General features: G+C 73.0%; 10 protein-coding genes. 4 read left to right on the forward strand and 6 right to left on the reverse strand.

Translation table 11 applies throughout. From position 1 onward, the window contains the following. Window positions 1-17: 17 nt before the first annotated feature. The gene (locus tag BOQ63_RS19030) at window positions 18-2,303 is read left to right on the forward strand and encodes an FdhF/YdeP family oxidoreductase (RefSeq protein ID WP_072654670.1); all 2,286 of its coding nucleotides are present in this window, start codon (window positions 18-20) and stop codon (window positions 2,301-2,303) included. An 85-nt stretch (window positions 2,304-2,388) separates the two neighbouring features. Here BOQ63_RS19030 and BOQ63_RS19035 read toward each other — a convergent pair whose 3' ends face one another. Further along, window positions 2,389-3,906 (reverse strand): C40 family peptidase, encoded by a 1,518-nt coding sequence (locus tag BOQ63_RS19035; RefSeq protein ID WP_072654671.1) that lies wholly within the window; start codon window positions 3,904-3,906, stop codon window positions 2,389-2,391. Between the two features lie 358 nt (window positions 3,907-4,264). Between BOQ63_RS19035 and BOQ63_RS19040 the strand changes: the two genes are divergently transcribed. Both BOQ63_RS19040 and BOQ63_RS19045 read left to right on the forward strand, forming a co-directional pair. Then, window positions 4,265-5,503: an inorganic phosphate transporter gene (locus BOQ63_RS19040; RefSeq protein WP_150475989.1), complete on the forward strand. Its 1,239-nt coding sequence runs from the start codon at window positions 4,265-4,267 to the stop codon at window positions 5,501-5,503. Window positions 5,504-5,529: 26 nt separating this feature from the next. Then, window positions 5,530-5,778, forward strand: a complete 249-nt coding sequence (locus BOQ63_RS19045) for a hypothetical protein (RefSeq protein WP_030282134.1) — start codon at window positions 5,530-5,532, stop codon at window positions 5,776-5,778. A 107-nt stretch (window positions 5,779-5,885) separates the two neighbouring features. On the opposite strand, the gene BOQ63_RS19050 is transcribed toward BOQ63_RS19045, so the two are convergent. Beyond that, window positions 5,886-7,382, reverse strand: a complete 1,497-nt coding sequence (locus BOQ63_RS19050) for an MDR family MFS transporter (RefSeq protein ID WP_078867229.1) — start codon at window positions 7,380-7,382, stop codon at window positions 5,886-5,888. Between the two features lie 233 nt (window positions 7,383-7,615). Next, window positions 7,616-8,065, reverse strand: a complete 450-nt coding sequence (locus tag BOQ63_RS19055; protein ID WP_223885977.1) for a MarR family winged helix-turn-helix transcriptional regulator — start codon at window positions 8,063-8,065, stop codon at window positions 7,616-7,618. Between the two features lie 112 nt (window positions 8,066-8,177). Between BOQ63_RS19055 and BOQ63_RS19060 the strand changes: the two genes are divergently transcribed. Beyond that, complete coding sequence (locus tag BOQ63_RS19060; protein WP_150475991.1) at window positions 8,178-9,239, forward strand: ABC transporter permease; 1,062 nt, start codon at window positions 8,178-8,180, stop codon at window positions 9,237-9,239. Between the two features lie 85 nt (window positions 9,240-9,324). Here the strand turns inward: BOQ63_RS19060 and BOQ63_RS19065 are convergent, their stop codons facing one another. From BOQ63_RS19065 to lon, 3 genes are read right to left on the reverse strand one after another with little or no spacing between them, the layout of a single operon-like run. Beyond that, window positions 9,325-10,539 (reverse strand): ROK family transcriptional regulator, encoded by a 1,215-nt coding sequence (locus BOQ63_RS19065; RefSeq protein ID WP_030282142.1) that lies wholly within the window; start codon window positions 10,537-10,539, stop codon window positions 9,325-9,327. Window positions 10,540-10,556: 17 nt separating this feature from the next. Beyond that, window positions 10,557-11,099 (reverse strand): GtrA family protein, encoded by a 543-nt coding sequence (locus BOQ63_RS19070; protein ID WP_072654672.1) that lies wholly within the window; start codon window positions 11,097-11,099, stop codon window positions 10,557-10,559. Window positions 11,100-11,145: 46 nt separating this feature from the next. Continuing rightward, window positions 11,146-13,542: an endopeptidase La gene (gene lon / locus BOQ63_RS19075; RefSeq protein ID WP_030282145.1), complete on the reverse strand. Its 2,397-nt coding sequence runs from the start codon at window positions 13,540-13,542 to the stop codon at window positions 11,146-11,148. Window positions 13,543-13,616: the final 74 nt, after the last annotated feature.

The raw sequence follows: 13,616 nt of genomic DNA on the forward strand, positions 1-13,616 counted from the left end.
GCCCGAGGAGCGCAGTCATGGCCAAGCAGGCCCCGCAGAGCGACCCGGTGCAGGACGCCCCCGAGGTGTCCGCGCCCCAGCACGCGGCCGCCGGCCTGCCCGCCGTCGGCCACAGCCTGCGGATGGCCGCCGAGCAGATGGGCGCCCGCCGCACCCTCGCCACCCTGCTCAAGGTCAACCAGCCGAACGGCTTCGACTGCCCCGGCTGCGCCTGGCCCGAGCCGGAAAGGACCCACACCGCCGAGTTCTGCGAGAACGGCGCCAAGGCCGTCGCCGAGGAGGCCACCGAGCGCCGGATCCGGGCCGAGTTCTTCGCCGCCCACCCGGTCGCCGACCTGGCCGAGCGCTCCGGCTACTGGCTGGGCCAGCAGGGCCGGCTCACCCAGCCGATGCTGCTCGACGAGGGCGCCACCCACTACACCCCGGTCTCCTGGGACGACGCCTTCGCGCTGATCGCCGAGGAGCTGCGGGCCCTGGACACCGCGGACGGCGCCGCCTTCTACACCTCCGGCCGCACCAGCAACGAGGCCGCGTTCGCGTACCAGCTGTTCGCCCGCCGGCTCGGCACCAACAACCTGCCGGACTGCTCCAACATGTGCCACGAGTCGTCCGGTTCGGCGCTCACCGAGACCCTCGGCGTCGGCAAGGGCAGCGTCGGTCTCAAGGACCTCTACCAGGCCGACCTGATCATCGTGGCCGGCCAGAACCCGGGTACCAACCACCCGCGGATGCTCTCCGCCCTGGAGCGCGCCAAGCGGGCCGGCGCCACCGTCGTCAGCGTCAACCCGCTGCCGGAGGCCGGCCTGGAGCGGTTCAAGAACCCGCAGAACGCCCGCGGCCTGGTCGGCCACGGCACCAAGCTGACCGACCTGTTCCTGCAGATCCGCCTCGGCGGGGACCTCGCCCTGTTCCGCGCGCTCAACCGGATCATCGTGGAACGGGACGGCGTCGACCACGACTTCGTCGCCGAACACTGCCACGGCTACGAGGAGTTCGAGGCGCAGGCCCGCAGGACCGAGCGGGCGGACGTGCTCGCCGCGACCGGCCTGCCCTGGGAGCAGATCGAGGAACTCGCCCGCCTGGTGCTCTCCTCCAAGAAGATCATCGTCTGCTGGGCGATGGGCCTCACCCAGCACAAGCACTCCGTGCCCACGATCCGCGAGGTGGTCAACTTCCTGCTGCTGCGCGGCAACGTCGGCCGCCCCGGCGCCGGGGTCTGCCCGGTGCGCGGGCACAGCAACGTCCAGGGCGACCGCACCATGGGCATCTTCGAGCGGCCGTCGACGGCCTTCCTCGACGCGCTGGGCAAGGAGTTCGGCTTCGAGCCGCCGCGCGAGCACGGCCACGACGCGGTGGACACCGTCCGCGCGATGCGCGACGGCAAGGTCCGGGTGTTCTTCGCGATGGGCGGCAACTTCGTCGCGGCCACCCCGGACACCGACGTCACCGAGGCCGCGATGCGGCGCTGCCGGCTGACCGTCCACGTCTCCACCAAGCTCAACCGCTCGCACGTGGTCACCGGCGCCCGCGCCCTGATCCTGCCCACCCTGGGCCGTACCGACCGGGACGTCACCCCCTCCGGCGCCCAGTTCGTCAGCGTCGAGGACTCGATGGGCCAGGTCCACGCCTCCCGCGGCGGCCTGCGCCCGCCCGCGCCCGGTCTGCTCTCCGAGACCGCGATCGTCTGCCGCCTCGCCCGCGCCGTCCTCGGTCCGCAGGACACCGTGCCGTGGGAGGACTTCGCGCGCGACTACGACACCCTGCGGGACCGGATCGCCCGGGTCGTGCCCGGCTTCGAGGACTACAACGAGAAGGTCCGCCGCCCCGGCGGCTTCACCCTCCCGCACGGCCCCCGCGACTCCCGCACCTTCCCCACCGCCACCGGCAGGGCCAACTTCACGGTCAACGAGCTCACCGCCCCCGAAGTCCCGCCGGGCCGCCTGCTGCTGCAGACCCTGCGCTCCCACGACCAGTACAACACCACGATCTACGGCCTCGACGACCGCTACCGCGGCATCAAGGGCGGCCGCCGCGTGGTGCTGGTCAACCCGGCCGACGCCGCCGAACTCGACCTCCCCGAGGGCCGGTACGTCGACCTGGTCAGCGAGTGGACGGACGGCACCGAACGGCGTGCCCCGCACTTCCGGGTCGTCCACTACCCCGTCGCCCGCGGCGGCGCCGCGGCCTACTACCCGGAGACCAACGTCCTGGTCCCCCTCGACTCCACCGCCGACATCAGCAACACCCCCACCTCCAAGGCCGTCGTCATCCGCTTCGAGCCCGACTCGACGCCCGCCGGCTGACCCGCCGCCCCGGCTGCCCGGAGAGCACGGAGAGCACGGAGGCCGCCCCACGTCCGTGGACGTGGGGCGGCCTCCTCCCACCGGATCAGTGCAGCAGGCCGCCGAGCGGCAGCGTCGCCGTGGGGCTGCCGGGCGCGGAGGCGCTGGACGAACCGGTGGTGCTCGGGGTGCCGGTGCCCGTCGGCGTGCCGGTCGGGGTGTTCGTCGGGGTCTGCGTCGGACTCTGGGTCGGAGTCTGGGTCGGCGCGCCGGTGGGCTTGTCCGTCGGCGTGCCGGTGCCGGACGGCGTGCCCGTGCCGGATGGGTTGCTCGGCGTGCCGGTGCCGGACGGCGTGCCGCTCGGGGTCGCCGGGGTGCCGGTGGGCTGCTGGGTCGCCGGCGGGGCCGGGGGCCGGCTGGGGGTGATCGGGGTGACGGAGTCCCAGCCCTTGGGCAGGTCCGGCACCTTCCAGGCACCTCCCGCGTCGTCCGCCGCGCCGTCCGGGTCGGGCCGGACGGCGCCGAGGATCGCCATCGAGCCGATCGGCGACACCTTGATGAAGGCGCCGGGCCGCGGGGCCTGGACGATCAGTCCGCCACCGATGTACATCGCGACGTGCGAGGCGTCCTGGAAGTAGATGACCAGGTCGCCGGGCCGCAGCTGGTTCAGCGGGACGTGCGGCAGCTGGGCCCACTGCTCCTGGCTGGTGCGCGGGATGGGCTTGCCGGCGTGCAGCCAGGCCTGCGAGGTGAGGCCGGAGCAGTCGTAGGAGTCGGGCCCGGTGCCGCCCCACAGGTACGGCTTGCCGAGCTGGGCGAGCGCGAAGGCGACGGCGGCGCGGCCGGAGAGCGAGGGGGTGCGCTCGCCCTTGCCGAGGGCGCCGGAGGCGAGGAAGGCGAGCTGGGCCTCGTCGGCCTTGGCCTTCTCCAGCTGTTCGAGTTCGGTCCGCTGGGCGCCGGTGAGCGAGGAGACCAGCTGCTCGACCGAGGCGAGGTCGGCGGCGACCTTGGCCTTGGCCGCGTCCTGCTGGACGACCAGCGCCTGCGAAGTCCTGAGGGCGTCCTCGGTCTGCTTCTTCAGCGCGTCGAGCGCCTCCCGGTCGGCCTTCAGCCGGTCCAGGAACTCGGACTGGGAGCGGCTGGCCGCCTGGAGCAGCTCGGCGATGGTGACGGCCTCGTACGGGTCCTTGGAGAGCAGCAGTTCGGCGTAGGCGGAGGCGGCGCCGTTGCGGTACTGGGCGGCGGCGAGCTGGGAGGCGATGTCCGTCCCGGCGTCGACCTGCTTCTGCTGCCGGTCGAGCCTGCCCTGGAGGTCGGTGAGCGCGGCCTGCTGCTCGGTGACCTTGGCGACCGCACCGTTGTACTGCTCGGTGGCGGCCTCGGCGCTCTGGTAGAGCCCGTGGAGCTGGTCGAGGAGCGGGCCGAGGGTGGCCTTGGCGGCGGCCAGCGGGTCGGCTCCGGGCGCGACGGCGGTCCCGGCGCCGGGGTCCGGCGCGGCGTAGGCGGCCTGGGTGGCCAGCGGGAGGGCGAGTGCGGCGGCCGCGAGGACGGCTCCGCATCTCAGGGCCGCCCGTACCCAGGGCCGTACGCCCGACGTCTCCGTGCGCTGTGCAGCCCCGCCCATGCGATGGTCCTCCCCGCCCTTGCCTGCCCCGGTGGCGCCGTCCCGATGACCCGGGAACGATCCCGCAGATCCTCCCACGGGTTACTCGCCGGAAACAGAGCGCATGCGGACCGGGAGGTGAATTTCCCATTGATCCGTCGATCTGTGAGACAGCTCTCACCAAAAGCTGGTGAATCAGGACTTACTGGGGCAATCTCCTGCTCAGCGCGCCACGGGACACCCCTCCGAAAGCTCCCGGCCACCCCTGAGACACCGCCAGAACCACGATTCCCGGCCCAGTTCACCTTCCGTTTACCCAACAGACCTACGGTCGCGACGACACCAACGTCCGTGCGACAACTACGACGATTGTTTGGGTATGGAACACATCTCGTTCCTGGTGGCCGTTGTGATCATCACGGCGCTCGCCTTCGACTTCACCAACGGGTTCCACGACACCGCCAACGCGTCCGCCACCGCGATCGCGACCGGGGCCCTTCGTCCGAAGGTCGCGGTCACCATCGCGGCCCTCCTCAACTTCGCGGGCGCGTTCCTGTCCGTGAAGGTCGCCACCACCATCTCCGGCGGCATCGTCAACGAGAAGGCGGGGGTCCACCCCGAGATCATCTTCGCCGCACTGGCCGGCGCGATCCTGTGGAACCTGCTGACCTGGCTGCGCGGCCTGCCGTCCAGCTCCTCGCACGCCCTGTACGGCGGCCTGATCGGCGCCACGATCGTCGGCGTCGGCATGAACGGCGTCAACTTCGACACCGTGGCCACCAAGATCATCATCCCGGCGGTCGCCTCCCCCTTCGTCGCCGGCCTGGCCTCCTGGGGCGCCACCAAGCTGGCGTACGCGATCACCCGCAAGGGCGGCTCCGCGGTCAGCGACAAGGGCTTCAAGACCGGCCAGATCTTCTCCTCCTCGCTGATCTCGCTCGCGCACGGCACCAACGACGCCCAGAAGACGATGGGCATCATCACCCTGACCCTGGTCTCGGTCGGCGCCCTGCCGCACGGCGCGCTGCCCCCCACCTGGGTCATCGTCTCGGCCGGCGCCGCGATCGCGCTCGGCACCTACATGGGCGGCTGGCGGATCATCCGCTCGATGGGCAAGGGCCTGGCGGACATCAAGCCGCTGCAGGGCTTCGCCTCCGAGTCGGCCGTCTCGACCGTCATCCTGACCTCCTCGCACATGGGCTTCGGCCTCTCCACCACCCAGGTCTGCACCGGCGGCATCATGGGCGCCGGTCTCGGCGGCCCGAAGCCGGAGCTGCGCTGGAGCCTGGTCCGCCGCATGGTCTACACCTGGGGCCTGACCCTGCCGGCCGCCGGCCTGGTCTCCGGCGGCGCCGCCGCGCTGGCCCGGCAGGGCGCCTGGGGCGTCGCCCTGGTCGGCGCCGCGCTGGTGACCGGTTCGGCCGCGATGTGGGTGCTCTCCCGCCGCGAGCGGGTCGGCGCGGACAACGTGAACGACGTCGCCGAGGTCACCCCGATCGAGGTCACGCCGATCGACGTCGTCGAGGTCGCCCCCGTCGAGGTCGTCCCCGTCGAGGTCACCGCGGCCGCCCCGGCGACCGCCGCCCCCACCCCCGCCTCGACCACGGTCGCGGCCTGAGCGCCGACGACCGAGGAGCACTCACCATGCACATCAAGTGGAACGCCCTGGCCCAGACCGCCGGCATCAGCTTCGGCGTCACCGTCGCCGTGGTCGCCGTCTTCGCCCTGGGCATCCTGGCGCTGTCCCGCCGTGAGGCCGCGCTGGGCGCGCGCCAGGCGGCGGACGGGCAGGCCTCCGGCGGCCGTCCGGCCCTGCTTGCCGGCGCGTACGCCTGCTTCGCGCTCTGCGCCGCCGCGGTGGCCTACGGCCTGGTGCTGATCGCCGCGCCGTAGTCCCGTCCGTACGGAGGAACCGCAACGAAGGAACCCCAGCGGAGGAACCGCAACGGGCCGGGGAGTGTTCGACACTCCCCGGCCCGTTCCGCGTGCCCCGCGCCCGGTCAGCCCTGCTGGCTCGTCCTCAGCGCGGTCTCGCGGATGAACAGCACGGTGACGAAGGCCAGCGCCGCGAAGGGCGCGGCCCACAGGAAGACGGTGCCGACGCCGTGGCCGAAGGCGTCCGTGACCAGCGGCAGGATCGGGGCGGGCAGCTTCGCCAGGTCCGGGATGCCGCCACCGGCCGCCGCGTGCCCGGCCGGGATGTGCGCCGCGGCCAGGTTCTCGGCCAGGTAGTGGCCGACCTTGTTGGTCATCAGCGCGCCGAGCGCGGAGACGCCCATCGCGCCGCCCATGGTGCGGAAGAAGGTGACGACGGAGCTGGCCGCGCCGAGCTCGTGCCGGGGCACCGTGTTCTGCACCGCGAGCACCAGGTTCTGGCTGGTCAGGCCGAGGCCGATGCCGGTGATCGCCATGTAGAGGGAGAGCAGCCCGTAGTTGGTGTCGACCCGGGCGGTGCCGAGCAGGGCGAAGCCGATCGCGAGCAGCGCGGTGCCGGAGACCAGGTAGGCCTTCCACTTGCCGTACTTGGTGATCAGCCGGCCGGCCACCGCCGAGGAGAGCGCCAGCCCGATGATCATCGGCAGGGTCATCAGACCGGCCATGGTCGGGGACTTGTCCTTGGCCAGCTGGAAGTACTGGCTGAGGAAGGTGGTCGCGCCGTACATCCCGACGCCGACCAGCACACTGGCGATCGCGGCCAGGGTGACGGTGCGGTGCTTGAACAGGGACGGCGGGATGACCGGCTCGGCGGCGCGGCGCTCGACCACGACGGCCAGCGCGGCCAGCAGCAGGCCGCCGCCGACCATCACCGCGGTCTGCCAGGACAGCCAGGCGTAGTTGGTGCCGGCCAGCGTGATCCAGATCATCAGCAGGCTGACGGCGGCCGTGATGACCAGCGCGCCCAGGTAGTCGATCTTCACCGGGCGCTTGACCACCGGCAGCTTGAGCGTGCGCTGCACCACCAGGATCGCGGCCAGCGCGAACGGGATGCCGACGTAGAAGCACCAGCGCCAGCCGAGCCAGGAGGTGTCCACGATGACGCCGCCGATCAGCGGGCCGCCGATGGTGGCGAGGGCGAAGACCGCGCCGAAGTAGCCGCTGTACCGGCCGCGCTCGCGCGGCGGGACCATGGCGGCCAGGCAGATCTGGCCGAGCGCGACCACACCGCCGGCGCCGATGCCCTGCAGCGCGCGGCAGGCGATCAGCTCGCCGGTGTTCTGCGACAGGCCGGCCAGCGCGGAGGTGCCGATGTAGATCAGCAGGGCGATCTGGAGCAGCAGCTTCTTGCTGGCCAGGTCGGAGAGCTTGCCCCAGATCGGGGTGGAGGCGGTCAGCGTGAGCAGGGCCGCGGTGATCACCCAGGTGTAGGCGGACTGGCCGCCGTGCAGGTCGGTGAGGATGTGCGGCAGGGCGTTGGAGACGACGGTCGAGGAGAGCACGGCCACGAACAGGCCGAGCAGCAGGCCGGACAGTGCCTCCATCACCTGCCGGTGGGTCATCGGTCGGTCGTCGACGGCGGCTGCGGTGCCGGTCGAGGCCTCGGTGGTCGCGGTCATCTGGGTCCTTCGGCGAGGCGGGCGGAGTGCGGGGCGGGTGCGCCGTGCGGGGACGCGCGGGCATCAGGATTCGTGCGCGCGGGCACGAAAATTCGTTGCCTTAAGCAACCATACGACCAATGGTTGACTAAGGCAACTTTCTTTGTGCTGCAGCAGGCACCCGCCCGGGCCCCGGCTCACTCCGCGGGCGGCTCCCCCAGCACCTCGTTGAAACGGTGCAGCAGGTCGGCGAAGCGGTCCACGTCCTCGCGCGACCATCCGCCCATCACCTCGCGCACCCGCCGCATCCGGACGTCCCTGGCGGACTCGAACCGCCGCCGCCCGTCGTCGGTCAGCGAGACCAGCGCCGCCCGGCGGTCCAGCGGGTCCGCCTCGCGGGCGACCAGGCCGAGCTCCTCCAGCGCACGGATCTGCCGGCTCACCGTGCCCTTGCCGACCGCGAAGTGCACCCCGACGTCCGTCACCCGCACCCGCCCGGCCTGCTCGATGTAACCGAGCATGCTGTACGCCATGCCGTCCAGCTCGGGGTGCACCCGGCGTGAGAGTTCGGCCACTCTCGCGCGGCCCCGCCGGAACATCAGTCCGACCTCGCGCTCCACCGCCACCAGGGCTTCCTCGTCCGTCACCGCGCCAGTATCGCCCAGCGGCAGTGGCCGGTAACCGGCGCGGGAGGTAGGACAACCCAACTAGTTCATGGTATTAAGTATCCGTTTTCCGCCGATACGCAAGGAGATGTGAATGGCCGTCCCCGGGCAGGGTTTCGTCGCTGAACTGAAGAGTGCGGTCACACCGCGTGCGGCCATGCTCGTGATCGGGGTGCTGCTGCTGCAGCTCGGCTTCATCACCTCGTACGTCGGGGCGCTGCACCACCCGACCCCGCACAAGCTGTCGATCGCGGTGGTCGCCCCGCCGCAGGTCACGCCCAAGCTGGTCCAGGCCCTGGAGTCGGTGCCGGACGAGGCCGTCGAGCCCGTCACCGCGCCGAACGCCGGGACGGCGACCCAGCAGATCAAGGACCAGAAGATCTACGCCGCGCTGGTGGTGAACCCCAACGGCACCGAGGACACCCTGCTCACCGGCAGCGCCCGCGGCACCTCCGCCGCCAAGGCCGCCGAGAGCATCACCACCGCGCTGGACAAGTCCCAGGGCCGAACCGTCAAGGTCGAGGACGTCGTCCCGCTGGCCAAGGGCGACACCAACGGTCTGACCGCCTTCTACCTGGTCATCGGCTGGTGCGTCGGCGGCTACCTGGTCGCCTCGATCCTCGGCATCAGCGCCGGGTCCAAGCCGGCCAACGTCCACCGCCTGCTGGTCCGCCTCGGCGTCCTGGCGCTGTACTCGGTCGGCGCCGGCCTCGGCGGCACGATCATCGCCGGGCCGGTGCTGGACGCGATGCCCGGCTCGATCCTGGCCCTGACGGCCATCGGCGCCCTGGTGGTGTTCACGGTCGGCGCGTTCACCATGGCGCTGCAGTGCCTGTTCGGGATCATCGGCATCGGCCTCGCCGTGCTGGTCTTCGTGGTGCTGGGCAACCCGAGCGCCGGAGGCGTCTACCCCGCCCCGATGATGCCGCCGTTCTGGCGGGCGATCGGCTCGCTGATCCCCAACGGCGCCGGCACCAGCGCCACCAAGTCGATCGCCTACTTCGGCTCCACCAACCTGGGCATGCCGCTCCTGGTCCTGGTGGTCTGGGCGGTCATCGGCACCGGGGTCGCCTTCCTGGCCGTTCTGCGCGGCCCGCGCGTCGACGACGGCGCGATCGGCGCCGGCAGGCCCGTGGAGGTCCCCGCCGAGGCCTGAGCCCCACGCGCGACCGAGCCCCCGGCCCCGGCGGCCGGGGGCTCGGTCGCGTTCCGGCACGGAACGGGCACAGCGGGTAGGCGGCTCAGCCGCCCGTGAGCGGCCCCGGGTCGGCGACGATGGCCCGCACCACGCCCACCGCCGCGCCCAGCAGCGGCCCGCGCCGGCCGAGCCGGGAGACCGTCAGCCGGTCCTCCGCCCAGGGCCGCACCGTGACCCGGGAGGCCAGTTCGCGCCGCATCGCCGGCAGCAGCCAGGGCGCCAGCCGGGCGTAGCCGCCGCCGAGCACAACCCCGGCCGGGTCCAGCAGGTTGACCGCCCCGGCGGCGGCGATGCCGAGCGCCGAGCCGGCGCCGGCCAGCGCCGCCCGGGCCGGCTCGTCCCCGGCGCCGGCGCGTTCGGCGAGCAGGGTGACCCAGTCGCCGCGCAGGCCGGACAGCCCGGCCGCCCGCAGCACGGCCGTCTCGCCCGCGTACTGCTCCAGGCAGCCGTGCGCCCCGCAGGCGCAGCGCGGCCCCTCCGGGTGGACGGGGACATGGCCGAGCTCGCCCGCGTAGCCGCGCGCGCCGCGCAGCAGCCGGCCGCCGACCACGACGGCCGCGCCGACCCCGGCCTCGGCGGAGACGTAGAGGAAGTCCTCGGGGCTCCCGCCGAGCCAGCGTTCGGCCAGTCCGCCGAGGTTGGCCTCGTTGTCCGCCTCGACCGGCAGTTCGGCCAGGCCGTCCCCGGCGAGGCGCAGCGCCGGACGCAGTTCGGCGGCGAGCGGGATGTCCTGCCAGCCGAGATTGGCGGCCCGCTGGAGCACCCCGCTGCCGCCGACCAGCCCGGGTACGGCCAGGGTCAGCCCGGCGGGGCGCAGGCCGGACTCGGCGACGGCCGAGCGCACCAGCTGGGCGAGGTCGGCCATCACGGCGGCGGGCGGGCGGCCGCGGTTGGCGCTCTCCTTGCGCCGCCAGGCGCGGACCTCCCCGCGCAGGTCGACCACGCAGACGCCGAGGTGCCGGACGCCGATCTCGGCGCCGAGGCCGCCGGGCCCGAGCGGGTTGAGCCCGAGCGCGGTGCCGGGGCGGCCGACCTTGCCGCTGGGGGCGGCGGGGCCCTCCTCGACGACCAGGCCGGCCGAGATCAGCTGTTCGGCGAGCGAGGAGACCGCTGCCCTGGTCAGCCCGGTCTCGGCGGCCACCTCGGCGCGTGAGCGGGGGCCGCGCGCGATCACGCCGAGCACCAGGGCCAGGTTGGCCCGGCGCATCCCCTGCTGGCTGGCCGGCCCGGTCCGGACGCCGTCCGGCTCCGCGCTCATATGGGTCACCTCATGTCTTACGGCACATCCCGTGGCATCTCGGGTGCAGCGTAACCGGGTTCCGGTCCGGTGTGCGTCCCCGCGAGGGGGCTGGTGAAGACCCAGCGCCGCATCGCCCAGTAGCGGAACAGCATGGAGACGAAGGTGCCCAGGACCATCCCGCTGAGGAAGTCCGCGATCTCCTGCTGGAAGGGGGTGACGTACGGCTCGCGCAGCCGGAAGGCGTACCGGGCGAGCGCCAGTGGAACGACGTTGACGCCGACGGCCACCACGCTGACCAGGAAGAACAGCAGGGCCTCGGGGCGTCGCCCGTGCGTCCGGAAGGCCCAGCGGCGGTTGAGGACGTAGGAGGCGGCCGTGGCGATCACCGTCGCCACGGTCAGCGCCACCACCGGCTTGTGTTCCAGGACGGTGAGCTTGAGTTCGAGGTCGATCACCGTGGTGAGCACGAAGCAGCCGCTGCCGACCAGCAGGAACTTCACCGGCCGGCGGTGCCGGACCAGGAACGGTCGCAGCCGCGCCGGCACCCGGGCCAGGACGCGCTGCGTGGGGGACGGCATGTCCGCAGTGTGGCACGCGGGCAGGCCGTCCCCCCGTCGATCATCGTCAGGCCGCGGCGGCCAGCACCCCGGCCGGCTCCAGGGCCAGCTCGAGCACCTCGCGCACGTCGGCCACCGGGTGGACGGTGAGCCGTTCCAGCACCTCGGCCGGGACGTCGTCCAGGTCGGCCTCGTTGCGCTTGGGGATGATCACCGTGGTGATGCCGGCCCGGTCGGCGGCGAGCAGCTTCTGCTTCACCCCGCCGATCGGCAGCACCCGCCCGGTCAGCGACACCTCGCCCGTCATCGCCACGTCGGTGCGCACCTTGCGGCCGGAGAGCAGCGAGGCCAGCGCCGTGGTCATGGTGATGCCGGCGCTCGGCCCGTCCTTGGGGACGGCCCCGGCCGGGACGTGCAGGTGCACGCCGCGGTCGCGCAGCGAGGTGACGGGCAGTTCCAGTTCGGCCCCGCGCGAGCGCAGGAAGGAGAGCGCGATGTGCGCGGACTCCTTCATCACGTCGCCCAGCTGCCCGGTCAGGGTGAGCCCGGTGCCGCCGGTCTCGGCGTCGGCGAGCGAGGCCTCGATGTAGAGGACGTCGCCGCCGGCGCCGGTGACCGCGAGGCCGGTGGCCACGCCGGGGACGGCGGTGCGCCGTTCGGCGGGCTCCTGGGCGGACTCCGGCACGTGGTGCGGTCGGCCGATCAGGGCGCGCAGGTCCTCCGGACCGACCGCGGCGGGCAGCTCGCGCTCGCCCAGCTCGGCCTGTGCGGCGATCTTGCGCAGCACCCGGGCGATAGAGCGCTCCAGGGTGCGCACGCCCGCCTCGCGGGTGTACTCCCCGGCGAGCCGGCGCAGCGCCTCCTCGTCGACGCTGACCTGCCCGTCGCCGAGGCCGGCCTTCTCCAGCTGGCGCGGGAGCAGGTGGTCGCGGGCGATGACGACCTTCTCGTCCTCGGTGTAGCCGTCGAGCCGGACCAGTTCCATCCGGTCGAGCAGCGGCTCGGGGATGGCCTCCAGCACGTTGGCGGTGGCGAGGAAGACGACGTCGGAGAGGTCCAGCTCGACCTCCAGGTAGTGGTCCCGGAAGGTGTGGTTCTGGGCCGGGTCGAGCACCTCCAGCAGAGCGGCGGCCGGGTCGCCCCGGTAGTCGGAGCCGACCTTGTCGATCTCGTCGAGCAGGACGACCGGGTTCATCGAGCCGGCCTCCTTGATCGCCCGCACCAGGCGGCCGGGCAGCGCACCGACGTAGGTGCGCCGGTGGCCGCGGATCTCCGCCTCGTCCCGGACGCCGCCGAGCGCGACCCGGACGAACTTGCGGCCCATGGCGCGGGCCACCGACTCGCCGAGCGAGGTCTTGCCGACGCCGGGCGGGCCGACCAGTGCGAGCACCGCGCCTCCGCGGCGGCCGCCGACCAGGCCGAGCCCCTGGTCGGCCCGGCGCTTGCGGACGGCCAGGTACTCGACGATCCGCTCCTTCACGTCGGCGAGGCCGGCGTGGTCGGCGTCGAGCACGGCACGGGCGCCGGCGATGTCGTAGGCGTCCTCGGTGCGCTCGTTCCAGGGCAGCTCCAGGACGGTGTCCAGCCAGGTGCGGATCCAGGAGCCCTCGGGCGACTGGTCGGACGCGCGCTCCAGCTTGTCGACCTCCTTGAGCGCGGCCTCCCGCACCTTCTCCGGGAGGTCGGCGGCCTCGACCCGGGCGCGGTAGTCGCCCTCCTCGTCGGCCGGGTCGCCGTTCAGCTCGGCCAGCTCCTTGCGGACGGCCTCCAGCTGGCGGCGGAGCAGGAACTCCTTCTGCTGCTTGGCCACGCCCTCCTCGACGTCCTTGCGGATGGTGTCGTTGACCTCCTCCTCGGCGAGGTGGTCGCGCAGCAGGGTGAGCGCGTACTCCAGGCGGGCGACCTGGTCGGCCTCCAGCAGCACCTTGAGCTTCTGCTCGGCGGTGGCGAAGGGCGCGTAGCCGATGTTGTCGGCGAGCTCGCCGACGCCCTCGATCTGCGCGACCCGGTCGACGATCTGCCAGGCGCCGCGCTTGCGCAGCCACTGGGTGGACAGCGCCTTGTACTCCTTGACCAGCTCGGCGGCCCGCCCGGCCACCGGCGTGCCGACCGAGGACTCCCGGAACGGCGTGGTCTCCACCCAGAGGGCGGCGCCGGGGCCCGTGGTGCCGACCCCGATCCGGACCCGGCGCACGGCGCGCACCAGGGCGGCCGGATCGCCGTCGGCCAGCCGGCCGACCTGCTCCACCGTGGCCAGCGTGCCGGCCGCCGCGTACGAGCCGTCCACCCGCGGGACCAGCAGGACCTGGGGCTTGCCGGAGCCGGCGGCCGCGGCGCGGGCGGCCTCGACCGCGGCACGCACCTCGGTGTCCTTCAGGTCCAGCGGAACGACCATGCCCGGGAGCACGACCTCGTCGTCGAGCGGCAGCACGGGCAGGGTGAGCGGTGTGGACGTCGATGCCATGATCTCTCCCCAGTCAGTGAACTTGAGTCGACCTGACTAAGCCTTTGCGAGCCCCCGGATGTTCCCGACAGCTT

The sequence above is a fragment of the Streptomyces viridifaciens genome (genome assembly GCF_001888885.2).
GTDB classification, from domain to species: domain Bacteria; phylum Actinomycetota; class Actinomycetes; order Streptomycetales; family Streptomycetaceae; genus Kitasatospora; species Kitasatospora aureofaciens.

Coding starts and splice junctions, on each gene's coding strand:
- BOQ63_RS19030 (WP_072654670.1), top strand. CDS start 18: ATGGCCAAGCAGGCCCCGCAGAGCGACCCGGTGCAGGACGCCCCCGAG.
- BOQ63_RS19035 (WP_072654671.1), bottom strand. CDS start 3,906: ATGGGCGGGGCTGCACAGCGCACGGAGACGTCGGGCGTACGGCCCTGG.
- BOQ63_RS19040 (WP_150475989.1), top strand. CDS start 4,265: ATGGAACACATCTCGTTCCTGGTGGCCGTTGTGATCATCACGGCGCTC.
- BOQ63_RS19045 (WP_030282134.1), top strand. CDS start 5,530: ATGCACATCAAGTGGAACGCCCTGGCCCAGACCGCCGGCATCAGCTTC.
- BOQ63_RS19050 (WP_078867229.1), bottom strand. CDS start 7,382: ATGACCCACCGGCAGGTGATGGAGGCACTGTCCGGCCTGCTGCTCGGC.
- BOQ63_RS19060 (WP_150475991.1), top strand. CDS start 8,178: ATGGCCGTCCCCGGGCAGGGTTTCGTCGCTGAACTGAAGAGTGCGGTC.
- BOQ63_RS19065 (WP_030282142.1), bottom strand. CDS start 10,539: ATGAGCGCGGAGCCGGACGGCGTCCGGACCGGGCCGGCCAGCCAGCAG.
- BOQ63_RS19070 (WP_072654672.1), bottom strand. CDS start 11,099: ATGCCGTCCCCCACGCAGCGCGTCCTGGCCCGGGTGCCGGCGCGGCTG.
- lon (WP_030282145.1), bottom strand. CDS start 13,542: ATGGCATCGACGTCCACACCGCTCACCCTGCCCGTGCTGCCGCTCGAC.